The following is a 21,363-nucleotide window of genomic DNA, read 5'->3' as shown; positions in this document are numbered from 1 at the left end:
GACATCCCGACGCACGACCCCTCCAGGAGTTCTCTTCATGGCTCTGATCGTCCAGAAGTACGGCGGTTCGTCCGTCGCCGACGCCGAGAGCATCAAGCGCGTCGCCAAGCGCATCGTCGATACCCGTCGTGCGGGTCACGAGGTCGTCGTCGCGGTCAGCGCGATGGGCGACACCACCGACGAACTGCTCGACCTCGCAGGTCAGGTCGCCCCGATCCCCGCTCCCCGCGAACTCGACATGCTGCTCTCCAGCGGTGAGCGCATCTCGATGGCGCTGCTGGCCATGGCGATCCACTCGATGGGCTTCGAGGCCCGCTCCTTCACCGGCAGCCAGGCGGGCATGATCACGGATGCCACCCACGGGGCCGCCCGCATCGTCGACGTCACGCCGGTGCGCCTGCGCGAGGCCCTCGACGAGGGCGCGATCGTCATCGTCGCCGGTTTCCAGGGCTTCAACCGCGACACCCGCGACATCACCACGCTCGGCCGCGGCGGCTCCGACACGACCGCCGTCGCGCTCGCCGCAGCGCTCGAGGCGGATGTGTGCGAGATCTACAGCGACGTCGACGGCATCTTCACCGCCGACCCCCGCGTCGTCCCGCTCGCGCGCAAGCTCGGCCGGGTCGGCAGCGAGGAGATGCTCGAGCTCGCGGCCAACGGCGCCAAGGTGCTGTACATCCGCGCGGTCGAGTACGCCCGCCGTCACGGCGTGCTGATCCACGCGCGTTCCACGTTCAGTGCGAGCGAGGGCACCTGGGTGCTCGACGCCTCGAAGACCTCCCCCCTCGTCCCCGAAAGTGAAGCCATGGAAGAGCCCATCGTCGCCGGCGTCGCCACCGACCTCAGCCAGGCGAAGATCACCGTCATCGGCGTGCCCGACGTGCCCGGCAAGGCCGCCGACATCTTCAAGATCGTCGCCAAGTCCGGCGCCAATGTCGACATGATCGTGCAGAACGTGTCGGCTGCCGCCACCGGCCGCACCGACATCTCGTTCACCCTCCCCAAGACCGATGCCACGACGGCGCTCAAGGCGCTCGCCGGCGAGCAGTCCGAGGTCGGGTTCGAGAGCCTCGTGCACGACGACCAGATCGGCAAGCTCTCGGTCGTCGGTGCGGGAATGCGCACGCACTCGGGCGTCTCGGCCACGCTCTTCGAGGCGCTCAGCATGGCCGGCGTCAACATCGAGATGATCTCGACCTCCGAGATCCGGATCTCGGTGGTCGTCCGCGGCGTCGACCTCGCCGAGGCCGCGCGCCTCGTGCACACCGCGTACGGTCTCGACGGCGACGCCGAGGCGACCGTCCACGCCGGCACCGGTCGCTGAGCCGCCCTCCCCGACTCGGGCCGGACGCCGCCTCGGCGTCCGGACGTGCGGCAGGAGTTTTCCGGTCGTCTCCACTCTCGCCGACGGGATCCGGCCGTTCCTCGACGCGTAGCCGTCAAAGTTCCTGCGAGGGCTCTCGGCCGTCGGTCGTCCCACCGCGACCCGCGCTACCCTGACCCGAACGCCGCTTTCGCGGCATCCATCACCCGAACCACCGAGGTACCCGCATGACCCGCATCTCCGATTCCGGAATCTCCCTCGCCGTCGTCGGCGCCACCGGCCAGGTCGGCACCGTCATGCTCGAGATCCTCGCCGAACGGTCGTTCCCGATTCGCGAGCTGCGCCTGTTCGCCACCGCTCGTTCGGCGGGCACGTCGGTCGAGTTCGGCGGCCACGCGGTCGTCGTCGAGGACGTCGCCACGGCCGACCCCTCCGGCGTCGAGGTCGCGCTCTTCTCCGCCGGCGCCACCGGTTCGCGCGCCCACGCCCCCCGCTTCGCCGAGGCGGGCGCCCTGGTCATCGACAACTCCAGCGCGTGGCGCATGGATGCCGAGGTCCCCCTCGTCGTGAGCGAGGTCAACCCGCACGCGATCGATCAGGCGGTCAAGGGCATCGTCGCCAACCCCAACTGCACGACGATGGCCGCGATGCCGGTGCTCAAGGTACTCGACACCGAGGCGGGGCTCGAGCGCCTCATCGTCAGCACCTACCAGGCGGTCTCCGGCTCCGGTCTCGCCGGCGCGCGGGAGTTGCTCGGGCAGGTCGAGGGCGTCCTCGCGCAGGGCGACGTCGAGCGTCTCGTGCGCGACGGTTCGGCGCTCGACTTCCCCGAGCCCGAGAAGTACGTCGCCCCGATCGCCTTCGACGTCATCCCCTTCGCCGGCAACCTCGTCGACGACGGCCTCAACGAGACCGACGAGGAGAAGAAGTTGCGCAACGAGAGCCGCAAGATCCTCGAGCTCCCCGACCTCCGCGTGGCCGGGACCTGCGTGCGCGTCCCCGTCTTCACGGGCCACTCGCTCAGCATCAACGCGGAGTTCGCCCGCGACCTCTCGCCCGAGCGCGCGCGGGAGCTCCTCGCCGACGCCCCCGGCGTGACGCTCGAAGAGGTCCCGACGCCGCTGCAGGCCGCGGGCACCGACCCCAGCTACGTCGGCCGCATCCGCGCCGATCAGTCGGCCCCCGAGGGCAAGGGCCTCGTGCTGTTCATCAGCAACGACAACCTGCGCAAGGGCGCGGCGCTGAACGCGGTGCAGATCGCTGAGATCGTCGCGCAGAAGCGGGCCGCGACCGTCTGATCCCGGCATCCGGATGCCATGGCTGCGGGGTTGTCTCGACATCGAACCGACCGATCTCTCGATGTCGAGACACCTCACGGCCCGCACCTAGAATCGACGGGTGACTGAAAACGTCGATGTTCTCCTCATCGGTGGCGGCATCATGTCCGCCACCCTCGGCACGCTGCTGAAGGACCTCCAGCCCGATCTGAAGATCGCGGTGCTGGAGCGACTCAGCGACGTCGCGCAGGAGAGCTCCAACGCGTGGAACAACGCCGGCACCGGCCACGCGGCGCTGTGCGAGCTGAACTACACCCCCGAGGGCAAGGACGGCTCGATCGACCCCGCCAAGGCGGTGGCAATCAACGAGCAGTTCCAGCAGAGCCGTCAGCTGTGGGCCTCGCTCGTGGCCGAGGGCGTGCTCGACGAGCCGTCGACGTTCATCAACGCCACCCCGCACATGACCTTCGTCCGCGGTGAGAAGGACGTCGCCTTCCTCCGCAAGCGCTACGAGGTCCTCAAGCAGCAGCCGCTGTTCGCCGGCATCGAGTACAGCGAGGACTCCCGCGTCATCAACCAGTGGGCGCCGCTGCTCATGCAGAAGCGCCGCAAGGGCGAGCCGTTCGCGGCGACGCGCGTGCCTGCCGGCACCGACGTCGACTTCGGCTCCCTCACGCGACAGCTCTTCGCGAACCTTCGCGAGAAGGGCGTCGAGGTCGTCACCAACCACGACGTCAAGAAGCTGAAGAAGCAGAAGGACGGGTCCTGGGAGGTGTCGTACCGCCACGTGATCGGCGGAACCCCCGGCTCGATCAACGCGACCTTCGTGTTCGTCGGCGCGGGCGGGTGGGCGCTGAAGCTCCTGCAGCGCTCCGGCATCCCCGAGATCAAGGGCTACGGCGTCTTCCCGATCGGCGGACAGTGGCTGAAGACCTCCAACCCCGACATCGTCTCGAAGCACCGCGCGAAGGTCTACTCGCAGGCTTCGGTCGGCGCCCCGCCCATGTCGGTGCCGCACCTCGACACCCGCGTCATCGACGGCGAGTCGTCGCTGCTGTTCGGCCCGTTCGCCACCTTCAGCCCGAAGTTCCTCAAGAACGGGTCGATGCTCGACATCGTCACGCAGGTGCGCCCGCACAACATCGGTCCGATGCTCAAGGTCGCCGTCGACAATCCGGGTCTCATCAAGTACCTCGTGAGCGAGCTGCTGAAGACGCACGCGAAGAAGGTCGACAGCCTCCGCGACTTCATGCCGACGGCCAAGGACGAGGACTGGGAGCTGCTCGACGCCGGTCAGCGCGCCCAGGTCATGAAGCGCGACAAGCAGAAGGGCGGGGTGCTGCAGTTCGGCACCGAGGTCGTCACGTCGGCAGACCACTCGATCGCCGGTCTCCTCGGTGCCTCTCCGGGCGCGTCGACGGCCGTGTCGATCATGCTGGGCTTGATCAAGACCTGCTTCCCCGAGCGCATGCCGCAGTGGGAGCCGCGCTTGCGCGACCTCATCCCCAGCTACGGCGAGTCGCTCAACACGCACCCCGAGGCCGCTCGTAAAGAGCTGGATGCCACGGCTCGCGCCCTCGCGATCAACCCCTGAGTCCCGCGTGGCGAAGCTGTACTTCCGCTACGGCGCGATGAACTCCGGGAAGTCCACCGCGCTGCTGCAGGCGGCGTACAACTACGAGGAGCGCGGCCAGCGCGTGCTGCTGGCCAAGCCCGAGATCGATACCAAGGGCGCCGACCAGATCGACAGCCGCCTGGGCGTCACCCGACCGGTCGACTTCCTCGTCGGTTCCGACGACGATCTGCGTACGACGTTCCATGCGACGGCGGGCCACGCCCCGGTCGCCTGTCTGCTGGTCGACGAGGCCCAGTTCTTCACCGCGGGCCAGGTCGACGACCTCTTGCGCATCGCCGTGCTCGACGGCATCCCCGTGCTGGCGTACGGCATCCGCACCGACTTCCGCACCGAGGCGTTCCCCGGATCCGCGCGCCTGATGGAGATCGCGCACAGCCTGGAGGAGCTCAAGACGATCTGCCGCTGCGGGCGCAAAGCGATCTTCAACGCCCGCCTCGTCGGCGGCCGCTTCGTCTTCGACGGCGACCAGGTCGCGATCGACGAGGGCCAGATCGCCGGAGAGGTCACCTACGAGTCGATGTGCGCGGCCTGCTACCTGCGGGAGTCCGGCGGGCGGCTCGACGGCCGCTGAGGCGCCTCCGCGGCATCCGGACCGCGAGACGGCATCCCGCGCTCGCCCGGCGCCCCGCGCCCGCGGCTCGGTCCGCGAGACCGCATGCAGCTGACGATTCGGTTGCAGGATGACGCCGAGTTGTCAGCCAGATGCCGTCTCGTGCGCCGTGAGGGCCGACCGCGGCGGGCGCGCACGCTGATCCGAGGCGGCGTCGACCGATAGCCTGGAGGCATGCGCGTCCTCCTCGCCGGCGGTGCCGGTTACATCGGAACCCACACGGCCGTCGCCCTCCTCGAGGCCGGCCACGACGTCGTCATGCTCGACGACCTGTCCGGGACGCACGCCGTCGCCGCGGAGCGGGTCGAGCGCATCACCGGCAAGCCCGCCCCCCTGGTCGTCGGCGACGCCGCCGACGGGTCCGTCGTCACCGCCGTCTTCGACGAACACGGCCCGATCGACGCGATCATCCATCTCGCGGCGTTCAAGGCCGTGGGGGAGAGCACCCAGAAGCCGCTGGCCTACTACTCCAACAACCTCGACACCACCTTCGCGCTGCTCAAGGTCGGCATCGCCCGCGGCATCCGATCGTTCGTCTTCTCGAGCACGGGCACGGTCTACTCCGACCCGGCCGACCTGCCGTTCACGGAGGAGTCGACGACGAGCATCGACCTGTCGAACGCCTACAGCAAATCGAAGCGCATGAACGAGGTCGTGCTGGCGGACGTGGCCCGGGTGAACCCCGAGCTCAACGTCACGGTCCTGCGCTATTTCAACCCCGTGGGTGCCCACGCATCGGGTCTCATCGGCGAAGACCCGGCCGGCATCCCCAACAACCTCATGCCCTTCGTCTCGCGTGTCGCGATCGGCACCCTGGACGAGATCGGCGTCTTCGGCGACGACTACGACACTCCCGACGGAACCGGCCTGCGCGACTACATCCACGTCGTCGACCTCGCTGAGGGGCACGTCGCCGCTCTCGAGCAGGCGCAGCCCGGGCACCAGGTGTTCAATCTCGGCACGGGGCGTCCGGTGAGCGTCCTCGAGCTCGTCGCCTCGTTCGAGAAGGCGGTCGGCCGCGAGCTGCCCAAGAAGTTCCTCGCTCGCCGCCCGGGCGATGTCGCGGCGACCTACTGCGACCCGGCGAAGGCCGCCGAGGTGCTGAACTGGCGCACGCGGTTCACGATCGACGACGCCTGCCGCGACTACTGGAACTGGCAGACGACGAACCCCGCCGGATACGCGACGTCCGCCCCGGAGTGATCCCGCGCGCGTAGGGTGATGTGGTCCGGCCACATCGACGCGCCGGGCGAAGGGGGAGCCTCATGCCGGACAGTGCACCGCGCGCCTGGCAGGTCGTGCTCGAGCGGATCGAGGCCGACCTCCGCGACGGCCGCCTCGGCCCGGGCGACCGCCTGACGCCCGAGCGCGAACTGGCCGCTCAGCTGGGCGTCGGCCGCTCGAGCGTGCGCGAAGCCGTACGGGTGCTCGAGGTGCTCGGTGTCGTGCGCACTGCGACCGGCTCGGGTCCCTCCGCCGGGGCGATGATCGTGACGACCCCCCGCGGGGGCCTGGCGGCCTTCCTGCGCCTGCAGGTGGCGGCGAACGGCTTCCCCCTGAGCGATGTGGTGCGCACCCGCGTCGTGCTCGAGTGCGACGTCGCCGAGCGGCTTGCGCGCTCCGACGCCGACTTGACCGAGATCGCCGGCATCCTCGAGGCGATGGATGCCGAGTCCCTCGACCCCGTCGAGTTCCTCGCCCTGGACGCGCGCTTCCACCAGGCGCTGGCGGAGGCGTCCGGCAACGCCGTCGTGTCGGCGATGATGGCAGGGCTCCGCAGCTCGATCGAGGCCTATACGCAGGCGGGAGCCGCTCGCCTGGACTCGTGGACGGCGACCTCCGACCGGCTCCGAGCGGAGCATCGGCACATCGTCGACGCCGTGTCCCGCGGAGATGCCGACAGCGCGCGAGAGCGCGTGCGCGCACACATCACCGACTACTACACCGAGGTGGCGCAGGCCCTGAGCCCCTCCGACACCGCCGACGACGCGGTCGGCGACGCTGTGCGCGCTGCCGTGCGGGCGTCGGCCACCCCGTGAGAGGAACCCCGTGATCGATCGCCCCGCGCGCCCGCCGCGCCCGCAGCATGTGCTCCACGTCGTCGCCACGCAGCGGCTGAGTCCGCACCTCGTGCGCGTGCGCGCTCGCGGAACCGACCTGACGGCGTTCCGCGACAGTCCCCACACCGACGCATACGTGAAGATCACGTTCGCGAAGCCCGAGCTGGGTCTCGAGCCGCCCTACGACCTGGCGGCGCTCAGAGAGACCCTTCCCGCCGACGACCTGCCGGTGACGCGCACCTACACCGTGCGCGCGGTCGACGGCGACGAGCTGAGCATCGACTTCGTCGTCCACGGTGAGGAGGGACTCGCGGGTCCCTGGGCGGCGCACGCTCAGCCCGGTGACCGCCTCGTGGTCTCGTCACCGGGGGGCGGATACGCGCCCGATCCGTCGGCCGACTGGCACCTTTTCGCCGGGGATGAGTCGGCACTTCCGGCGATCGCGGCCGCGCTGGAATCCCTCGCCCCGGATGCCGTCGGCGCGGCGTTCCTCGAGGTGCAGAGCGCCGACGAGCATGTGCCCCTCACAGCTCCCGCCGGTGTGGTCGTGACCTGGGTGCACCGGGGCGAGGCCCCGGCCGGTTCGACGCCGGTGCTGGCCGAGGCGGTGGGGGCATGGCATCCACTCGATGGGCGCGGCCAGGTCTTCGCGCACGGGGAACGCGAGGCGATGAAAGCCCTTCGCGATATCGTCTTCACCCGGTGGGGGCTCCGACGCGAGCAGGTGTCGCTCTCGGGGTACTGGGCCTACGGCCGGACCGAGGACCGATTCCAGGCCGAAAAACGCGAACCGATCGGGAAGATCCTCTGAGGCGAGCGGGGGCTCGGGGGCGCGTCCATGCTCCTGTCGATCGAGCGCCCTCGGCTCTCGGTTCGCGCGCCTCTCGTTCGGCCGCGCTCGTCCGGACGTGGACGAGCTCGGCAGGTCAGGACGGGTCTTTCTCCGGGAGGGTGGGGATGAGCTGCTCGAGGAAGCCGGCGGTGTCCTCCCAGCCATGCACTGCGTGGCAGTCGACGCCCATCGCGAGCACCGGGTAGTCATTGCCGTCGGGGTCGAGCCGGTCGCCGACGAAGAGCATGTCGTCGAGCGGGATGCCCGTGGTGTCGGCGAGTTTGCCCATGCCGTAGGCCTTGTCGATGCCGCGGTGGGTGATGTCCACCGAGGTCGAGCCACCCGAGCGCACTTCGAGGTCGGGGATGCGCGCGGCCACCGCCTCGCGCAGGCTGTTCTTCTTCTCGCCCGTCGGATCCCACGCCATCTTCGCCTCGAGCGGGGCCGACTGGCCGAGGGCGGAGAACGTAATCTGCGAACCGCGGTCTTCGAGGATGTCGCCCCACGGCTCGGCCTCCCAGAGCCCGAGGCGTTCGGCCTCTTGGCGCACGGCCGAAAGGGCGCGCTGCTTCTCGTCGTCGGTCAGCGAATGGGCGTAGACGGTCTCGATGCCGTCGGGCGTCAGGCGGTAGTACTGAGTGCCGCAGGTGGGCATGAGGTGGAACCGCGACAGCAGCTCCGGAGCCGCCTCGGGCAGGCGCTCGACGACCTGCGTGCGGAACTGCTGCAGCTGTCCGCCGGAGATGATCGCCACCTCGACGCGCTCGGCGAGGGCGAGCAGGAGTTCGCCGATCCGCGGATCGATGGCCGACTTCGACGGGGCGAGGGTGTCATCGAGGTCGAAGGCGACGAGGCGGGGCGAGGTGTCGGACACGGGGCTCCTGCGAGGTGAGGTACGGGCGACGCACGAGAGGCGTGCGCCACTCGAGTGGACGTCTTCGAATTCTATCGACCCTCGACAACCGCGATTGCGGGTGAACAGGAGGGGTGAGGGGCGCGCTTCGTGCACGGCGCTAGGAAAATTCCTTCGGGCCATGCGCGATCCGTCCCGCCTGAGCGGGCGCGCAGGCTCACCCGGCGCGCGTCATCACGCCGATCTGATCCCCTGCACCGTTGTAGACGGTCATCGTGTCGTCGGAGACGATCGCGGTCGCGATGCCGCGAAGCCATGTGTCGACCCCCGGGCACGCCATCTTGGTCGAAAGACCCATCGTGACGACAATGCGGCCGTCCTGCATTTTGTAGCTTCCGCCGATGCCGTTGCATCCATCGTTTCCGCTGACTTTGCCATCGCGCAGAGAGAGCGATTCCGGTCCCATACCTACCCATTCCCCGGTTTCCGAGGTGAGCCCCGATTCGGCCGCAGAACTGGCGCAGGCGGTGATACTCCAGCCCACGGCGATGAGGGCGACGACAGCGAACGCACGGCGCAACATGAGATTCTCCTCATTTTCATCGGAATACGAAATATTCTTCATATCGGATTGTCAGGTTGTCGTAGGGTAGGCGCCGACGCTGTGAGGTGGGTGGGGGCCCGAACGCGATCCCCGTCTGCATCATCGTGCGCACTCCACGACACACATGAGATGAGACGATGACACGAAACATCAAGCGCAGAGGATGGGGCGGCGCAACCGCCGCCATTGCGCTCACCGCATCCGGTCTGCTGGCCCCCACGGTGGCTTTCGCCGGTGACGACCCGTCGATCGCGCCCACGGCGGGTGCGGACTTCGACGCCACGGCGCAGCAGCTGCTGAGCGGTGACGACGACATTCAGGCCGTGGCCAAGGATGGCCGCGGCAATGTTGTGGTCTATACGGCCGGCGACGAGAACGAGCTCAGCGGCGAGGCGCGCAGCTTCGTCGACTCGAAGTCGAACGTCGTCGTGAAATCGATCGGTACCCCCATCAAAGCGCTGGCCGCCACCGATGTGGTCGGCGGCGCCGGGTATTACTCCCCGGACCCGAGTGGTGCTGAGGGCGGGTTCCTCTGTTCAGTCGGTTTCGCTGGGTGGAGCTCCCAAGGCGCGCCCGCCGTCATCTCCGCCGGCCACTGCACCGTCGACGGCACTGCTAACAAGTCACTTCTCACCAAGCCCGCGAACGACACGGCCGCGGGCGGTACGACGCCCCAGGAGCTGGCTCCCCTCGGCACCGTCGCGTACTCGCAGTACGGGGGCCCCGGAAACTCGGTCGGCGCTGACGGCGACAAGTCTTCGGTGGACATCTCTGTCATCGATGTGACCAACTCGGAATTGGATCTGAAGCCGGAGATCACGGACTGGACGACTGCCTCGTCGAATGACCTGGCGGCTTCAACCATCGCTGTCAAGGCCATTGGGCAGGCGCAGGTCGACGTCCCGGCCTCCAAGTCGGGGCGAACGACCGGCCTCACGTCGGGCACCGTTGAGTCGATCGAGGGTTGGGCCGAGGTCAGCGGGCGCTGGGTGTACGGATTCGGCGTCGTCGGCGACTACAACATGGTCCTCGGTGGAGACTCGGGCGGGGCTGTCTTCCAGGGCAACACCGCCGTCGGTGTGGTCTCGGGCGGAAACGACCCCGACCCCGCAACGGGAACCCCGGGCGGCAACTTCATGTGGGTCGCCGACCTGCAAGCAGGTCTCGCCCGCACCGACGGCTACACCGTCGCCCTCAAGATCGACGCTCCCGCCCTCACCACCCCCGCCGACGGCGGCTCGGTGGGCGTCGGAGGCGTCATCTCGGGTACCGCTCAGGTGGGCACCACGCTGAAGGTCAAGCCGTCCTCCGGTGACTCCTTCGAGGTCACGGTCGACGGTTCGGGCAACTGGAGCTTCCCCGCTCCCGACAAGCTCGGTACCTACTCCTTCTCGCTCACCTCGGTCAGCGGGTACAACACCTCGACCACGGTCGACGCCTCCGTCGAGGTCAAGGCCGAGGCGCCGGTCATCACGACGCCGGCCAACGGCTCCACGGTCGAGAACGAGCTCACGGCGATCTCGGGCACCGGCCTCGCCGGCGCCACGGTGACCCTCACCGGCGACGTCAAGGGCTCCGCCAAGGTCGCCGAGGACGGCTCCTGGTCGGTCGAGACCGACCTGGGCATCGGCCAGTACTCGGTCACCGCCACCCAGGCGCGTGACGGCCAGACGTCGGCAGCGGCCACGGTGGAGTTCACCGTCGCCCCGTCGGCTCCGGTGATCACCGGCATCCAGAACGGCGAGTCGTACAGCGGCGCCGCGGTTCCCACCGCCATCTCGGGCACGGGTCTGACGGGCGCCGACATCACGGTGACCATCAACGACGCGAAGGTCGGCGAGACGGTCGTCAAGGACGGCAAGTGGTCGGTCGTGTTGAAGGACGCTCTGGCCGCCGGTGACTACGCCGTGGTCGCCACGCAGACGGTCGACGGTGTGTCGAGCTCCGCTTCGGTGAGCTTCTCGGTCACCGCCGCTCCCGCTCCGGCTCCCTCGCCCAGCGGCACCCCTGCTCCCGGTGGCAACCCCGGCGGCGGCAACGGTGGCGGCCTCGCCAACACCGGTATGGGTGACGTCGCTCCCCTCGCGTGGGGCGCTCTCGCCCTCATGCTGGGTGGCTTCGGTGCCCTCGGCTACCGCAAGGTGCGTCGCTCCGTGCGCTAAGCATCCCTGAGTGAGCGCCCCCGGCGCCTTCCCGTTTCGGAAGGTCCGGGGGCGCTTTTTCGTGCAGGCGGGATTTCCGGTCGTGCGTCGGATGTCGCCAACGCGCTGCCGTTCGGCACGGCGCTGCTGTTCGGCGCGGCGGAGGACGGGGCACGGCGTGGCGTACGGCGCGGGGCCCACTCGGCACGGCGGCGGGTTGAAGCACGGCGAGGCGCTCTCGTACGGCGGAAGGCTGGGCGCGGCGCGGTGTTTCGGCACGGGGCGGAATCGGCAGAGCGGCACATCAGCATGCGGCGCACACCATCATGCGGCGAACATCGGCAGGCGGCGTACGTCGGCATTGCGGTGCGGGCCGGCAGGGCGGCGTGAGCGCTCGAGCGAGGAATGAACGCGCCGCTCTCCGCCCGGGAACGAAGGCTCACACGCGACTGGCCTGCAGCGCCGGCGCCCCGCAGGCCTCCCTCGAAGGAGGAAAGAAGAAGGGCTCCCGCTGGGCGGGAGCCCTTCTCGATGATGCGATGGTCGGGGTGACAGGATTTGAACCTGCGGCCTCGTCGTCCCGAACGACGCGCGCTACCAAGCTGCGCCACACCCCGTTGCAACTTGAAAAGTCTACCCTGCCGCGGGCCATGCTCCGAACCACACGGACCTTCGGGCGCGCCGCTCTTTGCGGGCCGGTCGCGCGCCCGCCGCGATCGGCAAGCGACGACGGGCGGGCGGCGGCTCGCCCCCGGCGGACCGCCGCCCGGTGTCGTCAGGGGTGCAGGGCGCGACGCCGGCGTGCAAACGCCCACGCCACCGCCGCGAGTCCCCCTGCCGTCGTCACGATCCCTATCGCGCCGGGGAGCGCCGCTGAAGGCGTCCCTGTGGCGGCGAGGGAGGCGAGCGGGGCCGGGGCCGACGGGGGGAGCGGCGGGGTCCCGGCGGGCGGGGGAGTCGGAGCGGTTGCCGCCGTGGGCGGCGCGGGCGGTGCGACCTGCTCCGTCTGGGTGGGGGAGGCGAAACGCTCCACCCAGAGGTAGCCCCGAGGGAGGTGCGGCGAGACAGCGGCATCCTGCGCCTCCCGATCGATCCGCCAAACGGCGGTGTACACGCCGGGGCCGGGTAGCTCGGCGCTTCGCACCGTGTAGGTGCCGGCGCCCAGCGCGGGGTCGGTCGTCAGGCTGAGGTGCGAGACGGGGGTGAGATGGGCGGGAACCTCCGCGGCTTCGGCGGGCCAGGCGCCGGTGCGATAGATATCGGCCGTCGCGGTGATCGGCACGAACGACCCGTCGCCGCGCCGAGGCCAGACCCCCTCGGGGGACGACACCGTGACCTCGTCGACGTACCGCCCTTCCGCGACCTGCGCGGTCGTCTCGAGGCGTGGCGAGAACTGCACCGGTCGCGGCGTGGCATCCTCCGCCGAGAGGTCGAACCGCTCGGGATCGGCCGGTCCCGCGGATTCCTGCTGACCGGGGGTGGAGTAGAAGCGGATGGCTGCCGCCGGGACCGTGAAGGAACCCGTCGCGCGAACGGTGTAGGGACGCCCGTCGTCGGAGGACGAGGCGGGGGCGATGATCGGGTGGACCTCACCGCCGTGGACGTTCTCGCGAACGGAGGTTCCTGTGTCGGCGAAGACCGCGTTCTCGAGCCGCACCGTTCCCGTCGCGGCGGGATCGACGTCGACGGTGAGGGAACCACGGGTCGGGTCCGCCTCGTCGGTCCCGAGCGCGAGGGTGCCACCGACGCGGGGAACGGGCACGGCCTCGGCCTCGGCGAGGTACCGCATCGTCCGCTCCTGGATCGCACCGCTGTTCTCGGGGCTGGCGCGTCGCATGATCCAATCGATGGCGCCGGGCAGGTCGTCTCCCTCGTACCCCCACGAGTGAAGAGTGGTCTGCCGGTCGACGATCGCCTTCACGGCCCACCCGACGCTCGCGGCCTGCACGGGGTCGTCGGTCTGGCCATAGGTGGACACGAGATGGTTGATCGACACGAGCTGCTGCGGCGAGAGACCGTTGACGTCGCTCGATGTGCCGTGATCGGTCGTCGCGTCGGTGGCCACGGGCAGGCCCGGATGGATGCAGTACGTGTGCACATCTCCGACGCGCATGGATCCGTGCCAGCCGGTGCGTGAGAGCGGCGCCCAGGTGCCGAAGCCCGTGCCGCGCTCGGCGGCCTGAGCGGCGGGTGCGACGGCGAGGCTGCCGAGGAGGACCGCGAGGAGGGCGAGTGCGGCCGGCAGACGACGAAACGACGGAGGCGGATGGTTCATGAGGGATTCCCTTCGATCGAGGAGTTCGATGGTCTGGGAATCGCCCGCCCGTGCGCACGAGAAAGGGACCGATCCGTGGACGGATCGATCCCTTCTCCGGGTGTGGAGGAAAGGTCAGCGCGGCAGCAGCGTGAGCAGGCTCGCCTCTGGGCGGCAGGCGAAGCGCACCGGGGCGTAGATCGAGTGCCCGAGGCCGGCGCTGACGTTGAGCGGGACGGTACGCCCCGCCGCGGTCCACTCGCTCAGACCGCGCGCCTGATCGAGGGGGAGATCGCAGTTGGAGACGAGGGCCTTGCTGCTGAAGGGGATCCTCACCTGACCACCGTGCGTGTGCCCGGCCAACAGCACGTCGGCGCCGAACTCGACGAAGGTGTCCAGGGTTCGGCGATAGGGCGCGTGCATGACCCCCAGCGTGAGGTCGGCGGCGGGAAGCGCTGCCAGCACCGGCGGGATGAGCTCGGGCTTGTCCCACTTCCGGTGGGCATCGTTCACGCCGAAGGCGGTGACCCGTAGGCCCTTCACCTCGACCGACACCGCGGTGTCATCCAGAATGCTCCAGCCGAGATCGTCGGTGAAGAACCGATCGAGGGCGTCGACGTCGAGGTGCTTGTGGGCGGGGAGGTTGCCCGAGGGGCCCAGGAAGTAACGGAGCGGATTCCGAGGGGAGGGCTCCTGGAAGTCGTTCGAGCCGTGCACGACGAGGCCCGCGACACCGCGGAGAGGGGCGAGGGCCGCGCGGATACCGGTCAGACCGTCGCGGTGTCCGAGGTTGTCGCCGGTGTTGACGACAAGATCGGGCGAGAGCTCCGCGAGTCGTGCCATCCACTCCTGCTTGCGATGCTGCCACGGCGCCATGTGCGCGTCGGACACGTGCAGGATGCGGAGCGGCTCCGCACCCTTGGGGAGCACGCGCAGGGCGTGGTAGCGCACCGTGAAGAGGTAACGCTCGACACCCATTCCCCACACGGCTGCCCCGACGGCGGCCGCCCCCGCGACCCCGAGGGGCGCGAGGGCGGCCTTCATCACCGGACCGGTCACGAGGGGCAGTCCTTGGCGACGATCGTGAGGGCGATGTTGGTGCTCTTGTTCGCGGAGGAGCCGCCGGCGGGGTTGGTCGAGACGACCTGTCCCTCTGCGGGCGCCTTCTCGTCCTTCGAGCACGAACCGATGGAGACGGTGCCATAGCCCGCCGAGAGCATCGCCGCGCGGGCGGAACTCACCGGTTGGCCGGCCACGTCGGGCACGGTTCCCCCCTGGCCGTTGCCGGGGCTGAGCGTGATCACGGAACCGGCCGGGGCGGATCCGCCGCCGGGGTTCTGCGCCGCGACACGGTCGTTACCGAAATCGGCGTCCACCGGGTCGCCGACCGAGACGCGGAAGCCCGCGTTCTCGAGCGTCGAGCGAGCGCTGTCGATGGACTGACCCACGACGTTCGGCAGATCGCGCTGCTGCGTGCGCAGGGCGTTCGAGGGCGGGTCGGGGAAGCGGTCGCCGCCGTAGAACTCGTCGGCCGCGCTCTGGGTCGCCCGGGCGATCGAGTAGCGCATGTCGGAGAGCTGCTGTCCGTTCCAGTACTTTCCGAACAGCGTCTCGATACCGCGCCAGTTGCCGACCCAGACCGCCGTTGTGACCTTGGTCGACGACTCGATCATCCAGGTGTTCCAGCCCTCGTGCGTACCCGTCTTGCCGAGCACGGGGGTGCCGTCGTACGGGTTCGCCGAGGAGCCCGTACCGCCGCTGGCCATGACGCCCTGCAGGGCGTAGCCGACCGAGGCGGCGACGTCGGCAGTGAGGGCGGGCGTGCAATCGCGCACCGGGGCCTGGCGCTCGGCGCCGTCGCTGTCGGTGACCTTGTCGATCACCTTGGGCTGGCAGTGCGTGCCGCCGTTGGCGACCGTGGCGTAGGCACCCGCCATCGCGAGAGGCGACACCGGGTCGTTGCCGATCACGTTGTTCGCGACCGCCATGTCGATGTCGGTGCCGTTGCCGCGCGTGACGCCCAGCTTCTTCGCCGTCTTGGCGATGTCGCAGAGGTCGAGCTCGGAGGCCATCGCGAGGTAACCGGTGTTCAGCGAGTCCCGCGTGAAGCGGAGCGGTGTACCCACGTATCCCTGACTGTTCCCGAAGTTCTGGATGATGTCCTTCTTGTTGAAGTTGATCCAGTCGCCGGTGCACGAGTTCGTCATGTTCGGCACGGGGCCCAGACGACCGTTGAGGTTCTCGTTGAGCGAGTGCCCCTTCTCGACCCAATCGACCAGGGTGAACAACTTGAACGTCGATCCGGCGTTGAAGCCGTCGGAGCCGCCGTAGGTGCTGTCGCCGGCGAACACGATCGAGTTGTACGACGGGTCGGCTTCGGCCTGGGCCTGGTCCTGGGTGAACTTCGTGTTCTGCGCGATCGCGAGGACGCGGCCGGTGCCGGCCTCGAGGCTGACCGCCGTCGAACCGAAGTCCATGTTGGCGTACATGGCGGGCGCATTGTCGTTCATCGCCTGCTGCGCGGCATCCTGCACACGCCAGTCGAGGGTGGTCTGGATGGTCAGACCGTCCTGACGGAGAGCCCGCACGCGATCGTCGGTCTCGGTTCCGAAGGCGGGGTCGTTGAGGATCGTCGCGACGACGTACTGGCAGAAGTAGGGCGCGGCGGAGACGACGCAGCCCTGGTCGGTCGACGTGATCTGGGGGGTGATCGGCTCGATCGCGAACTGCACGTACTGCTCGTGCGTGATCTTGCCGTCCGCCTCCATGCGGCTGAGCACGTAGAGCTGACGGCCCTTCGTCTCGCTGTAGCCGTCGGCGGCGTTGACGAGCTGCTCCTGCGTGATCTCGCCGTTGTCGCGGAGCGTGTACAGCGCCTGGATGGTGCCCTGGTCGACGTCGTCGATCGACCCGTCGGGCGCCTTGTTCCACGCGGTCGTGCCGTCGTTGATCGAGCCCTCGGGGATGTCGATGCGGAACCGGTTGGGGTTCTGCACCATGCCCGCGAGCACCGCGGCCTGCCCGACGTTCAGCTGCGAGGCCGTGACGTTGAAGTAGCGCTTGGCCGCGGCGTCGATGCCGTAGGTGACGCCGCCGAAGTTGGCGATGTTGAGGTAGCCCAGAAGGATCTGGTCCTTCGTGTACTCCTTCTCGAGCTGCACGGCGTAGCGCATCTCCTGGAGCTTGCGCTGGTAGCCCGCGGCGCCGTCGGACTGGATCGCCTCGAGAGCGCACTTCTGCAGGGCCTCGTCGCGCGTCATGGCGGGCGTCGTGTCGGTCGCCTCGACGGCCTTCGCGTCGCGCTCGCAGCGCTGGACCAGCACGTTCTTCACGTACTGCTGACTGATCGAGGATCCGCCCTGGGTCTCGCCGCCCGAGGCGTTGCTGAGCAGGGCACGCGTCGTTCCGATGAGGTCGACGCCGCCGTGCTGGTAGTAGCGGGGGTCTTCCGACGACAGGATCGCGTCGTACATGACGGGGTTGACCTGGTCGAAGGTGACGGGGGAGCGGTTCTGGTCGAAGAACTTCGCCAGCACCTGATCGCCGGCCATCAGCGTCGTCGGCTGCATGAGCTCGTCGGGCTGCAGGTAGCTCGGCATCTTGTCGAAGATCGTGATCGCGCTCGACGCGGCCGCGCCGGAGACGGCGATGGCCGGCGTCACGGCGGCGGTGACGAGGAGTCCGGCGACCGCGCTCAGGCCGACGAGGCCGACGATGCCGCCGAGGGCACCGCTAGCCGTTCGTTTGTTCTCGGGCATAGGGTTGATGCTAAGCGACGTTGCTGGGCGATGCCTCGAAGGCGTGCGCTCGCGCGCGCACGTATCCGATTCCGCGCGCGAGATCCACGCGCGCGGCGACCGCCGGGGAGCCGTCACATGACCACGTGGGAATACCTCACCACGCCGCTGCTGATCCACAACACCGCCGCGATCCTGAACAACTGGGGCAAGCAGGGCTGGGAGCTCGTGCAGGTGGTGACCGGCCCCGAGGGCGGTCTCGTCGCCTACTTCAAGCGCCCCGTCGGCGGCGGAAGCGCCAACGCCGGTCTGGGTGCCGCCGAGGCGGCAGCGCGTCAGTTCGAGGGCCAGCAGTGAGCGTCAGCGAGCGGTTGGCCGCTCTGGGCGTCGAGGTCCCCTCGGTCGTCCCGCCGGTGGCGTCGTACATCCCCGCGAAGCGCCACGGCGATCTCGTCTACACCTCGGGTCAGCTGCCCATGGTGCACGGCACGCTGCCGGCGACCGGCAAGGTCGGCGAGTCCGAGGGTCTGGTGACCCCGATGGATGCCAAGGGCTACGCCCGACAGTGCGCGCTCAATGCCATCGCGGCTGCGGCAGCCCTCGTCGGCGGTGTCGACAACCTCACCGGCGTCCTGAAGCTGACCGGGTTCGTGGCATCCGTCCCCGACTTCACCGGGCAGCCGGGAGTCATCAACGGAGCGAGCGAGTTCCTCGGCGAGGTGTTCGGCGAGACCGGCGCGCACGCGCGATCAGCCGTCGGCGTGCCCGTGCTGCCGCTGGACAGCCCGGTCGAGGTCGAGGTGATCTTCACCGTCGCCTGACGACGTGATCGTGGAGGGCCGTGGACGCGGATGACGTCCACGGCCCTCCGGCGTTCGGGCGGCCGTTTCGGTGCGGCGAGGCGGGTCCGGCACCACGGGTGACTCGGCTGATTCAGAAGGAGCGAGGAGGACGATCGCCCTCGTGACTCCTCCTCTCGCGGTGACCGGTTCCGTGCTGACGCACCCTCCCGCACGCCTGCGGCGGCAGGCGGCGATCGCCGTCGCGACCATCGTCGGCCTGATCCTGGTCGGCTTCCTGCTGCGCCTGACCGAGATCGATGTCGCCGCGTCGGCGGCCATCCACCACCTCCGAGGGGGTGCGCTCCGGTCGACCGCGGAGGCGTTCTATCTCGCCCTCAAGCCGATGCCCGCAGCGATCATCACGCTCGCGGCGACGGCCGCGGTGGCGGGCCTGACCCGCTCGTGGCGGCCCGCCGCCGTCTTCCTGGGCGCGGTCGCGGTGACGTGGGGCTCGGCCGAGGCGGTCAAGGTCGTGGTCGGCCGTCCGCGACCGGGGATGAGCGAGGCGGCGATGGCGACGATCGGACGGGCCGCCGACGCCTCCTTCCCGAGCGGTCACGTCGCCTTCACCGCGGCCTTCGTCGCCGCGTGCGTGTGCCTGGCGTGGGGAACCCGGTGGCGCTCGCTCGTGATCGTCGTGAGCGCTGTCCTCGTCGCGGGTATGACCGCCGCCGTCGTGATCGAGGGCGTGCACTACCTGGGCGACGCGGTGGCATCCCTCGTCTGGGTGGCGGGGGTGTTCCCGGCCGTGCGCGGGGGATGGGCGGTGGTGGTCGCGAGGGTGGATGCCGGGATGCGACGCCGTCGCGCGCGCCGGGTCGTCTGACGCGCGACGCGCCGGGGCACGGGGGAACCGCCTCGGAGGAAGGACCGGCCGGGGACACCGCGGACGCGGCATCCCCGGCCGGCGAGTGTCACTTCACCTGGGCGCTGATGACGCTCATGACGGCGGTGTCGGCGAGGGTCGTGGTGTCGCCCACCTCGCGTCCCTCCGCGACGTCACGCAGCAGGCGACGCATGATCTTGCCGGAGCGGGTCTTCGGCAGCTCCCCGACGATGTAGACGTCGCGCGGGCGCGCGATGGGGCCGATCTGCTCCCCGACCCACTTGCGCAGTTCGTCGCCGAGGCCCTCGACGGGGTTCTGCTTCAGGTAGCGGCTCTTGACGATCACGAAAGCGACCACCGCCTGGCCCGTGGTCTCGTCCGATGCGCCGACGACGGCCGCCTCGGCCACGCCCTCGTGGCCGACCAGGGCCGACTCGATCTCGGCGGTCGAGAGACGGTGCCCCGACACGTTCATGACGTCGTCGACCCGGCCGAGCAGCCACACGTCGCCGTCGTCGTCGAGGCGGGCCCCGTCGCCGGCGAAGTAGTAGCCCTTCTCGGCGAACTTCTCCCAGTAGGTCTCGCGGTAACGGTCCGGATCGCCCCAGATTCCGCGCAGCATGCTGGGCCAGGGCTCGGTGACCACGAGCAGCCCCCCGCTGCCGTTGCCGACGGGTTCGCCGGCATCGTCCACGACGGCGATCGAGATGCCGGGCAGGGGCACCTGCGCCGACCCCGGCTTGGTCTCGGTGACCCCGGGAAGCGCCGAGATCATGATCGCGCCCGTCTCGGTCTGCCACCACGTGTCGACGATGGGCGTCTCGTCGGCGCCGATGATCTCGCGGTACCAGACCCACGCCTCGGGGTTGATGGGCTCACCGACCGAGCCGAGCAGGCGCAGCGACGACAGGTCGAAGCTCTGCGGCACGTCTCGCCCGATCTTCATGAACGACCGGATCGCCGTCGGGGCGGTGTAAAAGACGGTCACGCCGTGGTTCTGGATGAGTTCCCACCAGCGACCCGGGTGAGGCGTGTCGGGCGTGCCCTCGTACAGCAGCTGAGTCGCGCCGTTGGCGAGTGGACCATACGTCACGTACGTGTGCCCGGTGATCCAGCCGATGTCGGCGGTGCACCAGTAGACGTCGGTTTCGGGGTGCACGTCGTGCACGACCCGGTTCGTGAACGCGGCCTGCGTGAGGTAGCCGCCGGAGGTGTGCAGGATGCCCTTCGGCTTCCCCGTCGTGCCCGAGGTGTAGAGGATGAACAGCGGTGTCTCGGCGGGGAACGCCTCGGCCTCGTGCTCGGCGGAGGCCTGCGGAACGGCGTCGTGCCACCAGATGTCTCGGTCGGCGTTCCACTCGACCTCGTTCTCGCCGCGCTTGACGACGAGCACGTGCTCGACCGTTTCCTGGATGCCGGAGCCGTTGCGGTCGGAGAGGGCCTGGTCGACCGCGGGCTTGAGGGGGGAGACCTTCCCCTTCCGCCAGCCGCCGTCGGCGGTGATGACGACCTTCGCGCCGGCGTCGTCGATGCGTGCGCGGAGGCTGTCGGCCGAGAAGCCGCCGAAGACGACCGAGTGCACGGCGCCGATGCGGGCGACGGCGAGCATGGAGGCGATGGCCTCGGGGATCATCGGCAGGTAGAGCGCGACGCGGTCCCCGCGCTCGACGCCGAGGTCGAGGAGCACGTTGGAGAGGCGCTTGACCTCGTCGGTGAGCTCCGCGTAGGTGACGTTGCGCTGGTCGCCGGGTTCGCCTTCCCACCGCAGCGCGATGCGATCGCCGTTCCCGGCCTCGACGTGCCGGTCGAGGCAGTTGTAGGCCACGTTGAGCTCGCCGTCGGCGAACCACTCCGCGAACGGGGGGTTGGACCAGTCGAGCACCTGCGTGAACGGCGTGTGCCAGTGCAGCTCGCGCGCCTGATCGGCCCAGAAGCCCTCGCGGTCGGCGGCCGCGCGCTCGTACAGACTCCGGTCTGCGACGGCGCTCTCGGCGAAAGCGGCCGACGGTGCGAACCGCCGGGTCTCGTTGAGGAGGTGGTCGATCTGGCTGCTCATCGCGGCGCTCCTTCGCGTTCACGTCACGCCGCGTCGATGCGCGGCGTTCTACCCGGGTCACGCTAGCGACCGCTCTGCACCGGGGCCACCTCCGATAGTTGGGATCGGAGCCGCCCGGGAAACAGGTGATATATCGCGATGAATAGGTCGCGAGAGTTGGCCCGGCTCATCGGCGCGCGTACTCTAGGAACGCCCGAACATCGCTTCCGGCACTCGCGTCGGGGGGAGCCCCCCAATTTTCCTCCGGCGCGCGGCGGCATCCCTCGCCCCCCACTGTAGGGATGCCGCCCCCTTCTTTTCCGGGCCCTCGC

At 69.6% G+C, this 21,363-nt stretch carries 17 protein-coding genes and 1 tRNA gene; 11 read left to right on the top strand and 7 right to left on the bottom strand.

Translation table 11 applies throughout. The annotated features are described in order from the left end of the window. The first annotated feature begins 37 nt into the window (after positions 1–37). The 7 genes from ACFZA2_RS14225 (at position 38) to ACFZA2_RS14195 (ending at position 7,718) form a co-directional block, all read left to right on the top strand. Positions 38–1,324, top strand: a complete 1,287-nt coding sequence (locus tag ACFZA2_RS14225) for an aspartate kinase (RefSeq protein WP_391406072.1) — start codon at positions 38–40, stop codon at positions 1,322–1,324. 227 nt (positions 1,325–1,551) lie between these two features. Beyond that, the gene (locus ACFZA2_RS14220; RefSeq protein WP_391406069.1) at positions 1,552–2,622 is read left to right on the top strand and encodes an aspartate-semialdehyde dehydrogenase; all 1,071 of its coding nucleotides are present in this window, start codon (positions 1,552–1,554) and stop codon (positions 2,620–2,622) included. Positions 2,623–2,722: 100 nt separating this feature from the next. Beyond that, positions 2,723–4,195 carry a malate:quinone oxidoreductase gene (locus ACFZA2_RS14215; RefSeq protein ID WP_391406065.1) on the top strand — a complete coding sequence of 491 codons (1,473 nt, stop codon included), beginning with the start codon at positions 2,723–2,725 and terminating at the stop codon, positions 4,193–4,195. Between the two features lie 7 nt (positions 4,196–4,202). Further along, complete coding sequence (locus ACFZA2_RS14210; protein ID WP_315994887.1) at positions 4,203–4,808, top strand: thymidine kinase; 606 nt, start codon at positions 4,203–4,205, stop codon at positions 4,806–4,808. Positions 4,809–5,021: 213 nt separating this feature from the next. Continuing rightward, complete coding sequence (galE, locus tag ACFZA2_RS14205; protein WP_391406061.1) at positions 5,022–6,050, top strand: UDP-glucose 4-epimerase GalE; 1,029 nt, start codon at positions 5,022–5,024, stop codon at positions 6,048–6,050. Positions 6,051–6,112: 62 nt separating this feature from the next. Next, on the top strand, positions 6,113–6,886 hold the full coding sequence (locus ACFZA2_RS14200) for a FadR/GntR family transcriptional regulator (RefSeq protein ID WP_391406058.1): 774 nt from the start codon (positions 6,113–6,115) through the stop codon (positions 6,884–6,886). Between the two features lie 10 nt (positions 6,887–6,896). After that, positions 6,897–7,718, top strand: a complete 822-nt coding sequence (locus ACFZA2_RS14195; protein ID WP_391406055.1) for a siderophore-interacting protein — start codon at positions 6,897–6,899, stop codon at positions 7,716–7,718. Positions 7,719–7,833: 115 nt separating this feature from the next. Here ACFZA2_RS14195 and ACFZA2_RS14190 read toward each other — a convergent pair whose 3' ends face one another. Together ACFZA2_RS14190 and ACFZA2_RS14185 are read right to left on the bottom strand one after the other, a co-directional pair. Next, on the bottom strand, positions 7,834–8,613 hold the full coding sequence (locus ACFZA2_RS14190) for an HAD-IIB family hydrolase (protein WP_391406052.1): 780 nt from the start codon (positions 8,611–8,613) through the stop codon (positions 7,834–7,836). Positions 8,614–8,809: 196 nt separating this feature from the next. After that, on the bottom strand, positions 8,810–9,217 hold the full coding sequence (locus tag ACFZA2_RS14185) for an META domain-containing protein (RefSeq protein ID WP_391406049.1): 408 nt from the start codon (positions 9,215–9,217) through the stop codon (positions 8,810–8,812). Between the two features lie 116 nt (positions 9,218–9,333). On the opposite strand from ACFZA2_RS14185, the gene ACFZA2_RS14180 reads away from it, so the two are divergent. Continuing rightward, positions 9,334–11,358: a hypothetical protein gene (locus tag ACFZA2_RS14180; protein ID WP_391406046.1), complete on the top strand. Its 2,025-nt coding sequence runs from the start codon at positions 9,334–9,336 to the stop codon at positions 11,356–11,358. A 519-nt stretch (positions 11,359–11,877) separates the two neighbouring features. On the opposite strand, the gene ACFZA2_RS14175 is transcribed toward ACFZA2_RS14180, so the two are convergent. The 4 genes from ACFZA2_RS14175 to ACFZA2_RS14160 form a co-directional block, all read right to left on the bottom strand. After that, positions 11,878–11,954: transfer RNA gene (locus tag ACFZA2_RS14175), tRNA-Pro, on the bottom strand. A 158-nt stretch (positions 11,955–12,112) separates the two neighbouring features. Further along, positions 12,113–13,612, bottom strand: coding sequence for a hypothetical protein (locus tag ACFZA2_RS14170; RefSeq protein WP_391406043.1), 1,500 nt, complete (start codon positions 13,610–13,612; stop codon positions 12,113–12,115). Positions 13,613–13,726: 114 nt separating this feature from the next. Further along, positions 13,727–14,635, bottom strand: coding sequence for a metallophosphoesterase (locus ACFZA2_RS14165; RefSeq protein WP_391406928.1), 909 nt, complete (start codon positions 14,633–14,635; stop codon positions 13,727–13,729). A gap of 11 nt (positions 14,636–14,646) precedes the next feature. Continuing rightward, positions 14,647–17,349, bottom strand: a complete 2,703-nt coding sequence (locus tag ACFZA2_RS14160) for a transglycosylase domain-containing protein (RefSeq protein ID WP_391406040.1) — start codon at positions 17,347–17,349, stop codon at positions 14,647–14,649. 117 nt (positions 17,350–17,466) lie between these two features. Between ACFZA2_RS14160 and ACFZA2_RS14155 the strand changes: the two genes are divergently transcribed. The 3 genes from ACFZA2_RS14155 to ACFZA2_RS14145 all read left to right on the top strand — a co-directional run bounded on the left by ACFZA2_RS14155 (position 17,467) and on the right by ACFZA2_RS14145 (position 18,996). After that, complete coding sequence (locus ACFZA2_RS14155) at positions 17,467–17,685, top strand: hypothetical protein (protein ID WP_108317699.1); 219 nt, start codon at positions 17,467–17,469, stop codon at positions 17,683–17,685. Then, positions 17,682–18,149: a RidA family protein gene (locus ACFZA2_RS14150; RefSeq protein ID WP_391406036.1), complete on the top strand. Its 468-nt coding sequence runs from the start codon at positions 17,682–17,684 to the stop codon at positions 18,147–18,149. The genes ACFZA2_RS14155 and ACFZA2_RS14150 overlap by 4 nt, the downstream gene beginning before the upstream one ends. A 142-nt stretch (positions 18,150–18,291) precedes the next feature. Next, positions 18,292–18,996, top strand: a complete 705-nt coding sequence (locus ACFZA2_RS14145) for a phosphatase PAP2 family protein (RefSeq protein ID WP_391406033.1) — start codon at positions 18,292–18,294, stop codon at positions 18,994–18,996. Positions 18,997–19,084: 88 nt separating this feature from the next. Here the strand turns inward: ACFZA2_RS14145 and acs are convergent, their stop codons facing one another. Beyond that, positions 19,085–21,052 carry an acetate--CoA ligase gene (acs, locus tag ACFZA2_RS14140; protein WP_315994860.1) on the bottom strand — a complete coding sequence of 656 codons (1,968 nt, stop codon included), beginning with the start codon at positions 21,050–21,052 and terminating at the stop codon, positions 19,085–19,087. Positions 21,053–21,363: the final 311 nt, after the last annotated feature.

It is taken from the genome of Microbacterium sp. NPDC007973 (genome assembly GCF_042958465.1).
Classification (GTDB): domain Bacteria; phylum Actinomycetota; class Actinomycetes; order Actinomycetales; family Microbacteriaceae; genus Microbacterium; species Microbacterium galbum.
This window is presented reverse-complemented; position numbering and strand designations above follow the sequence as displayed.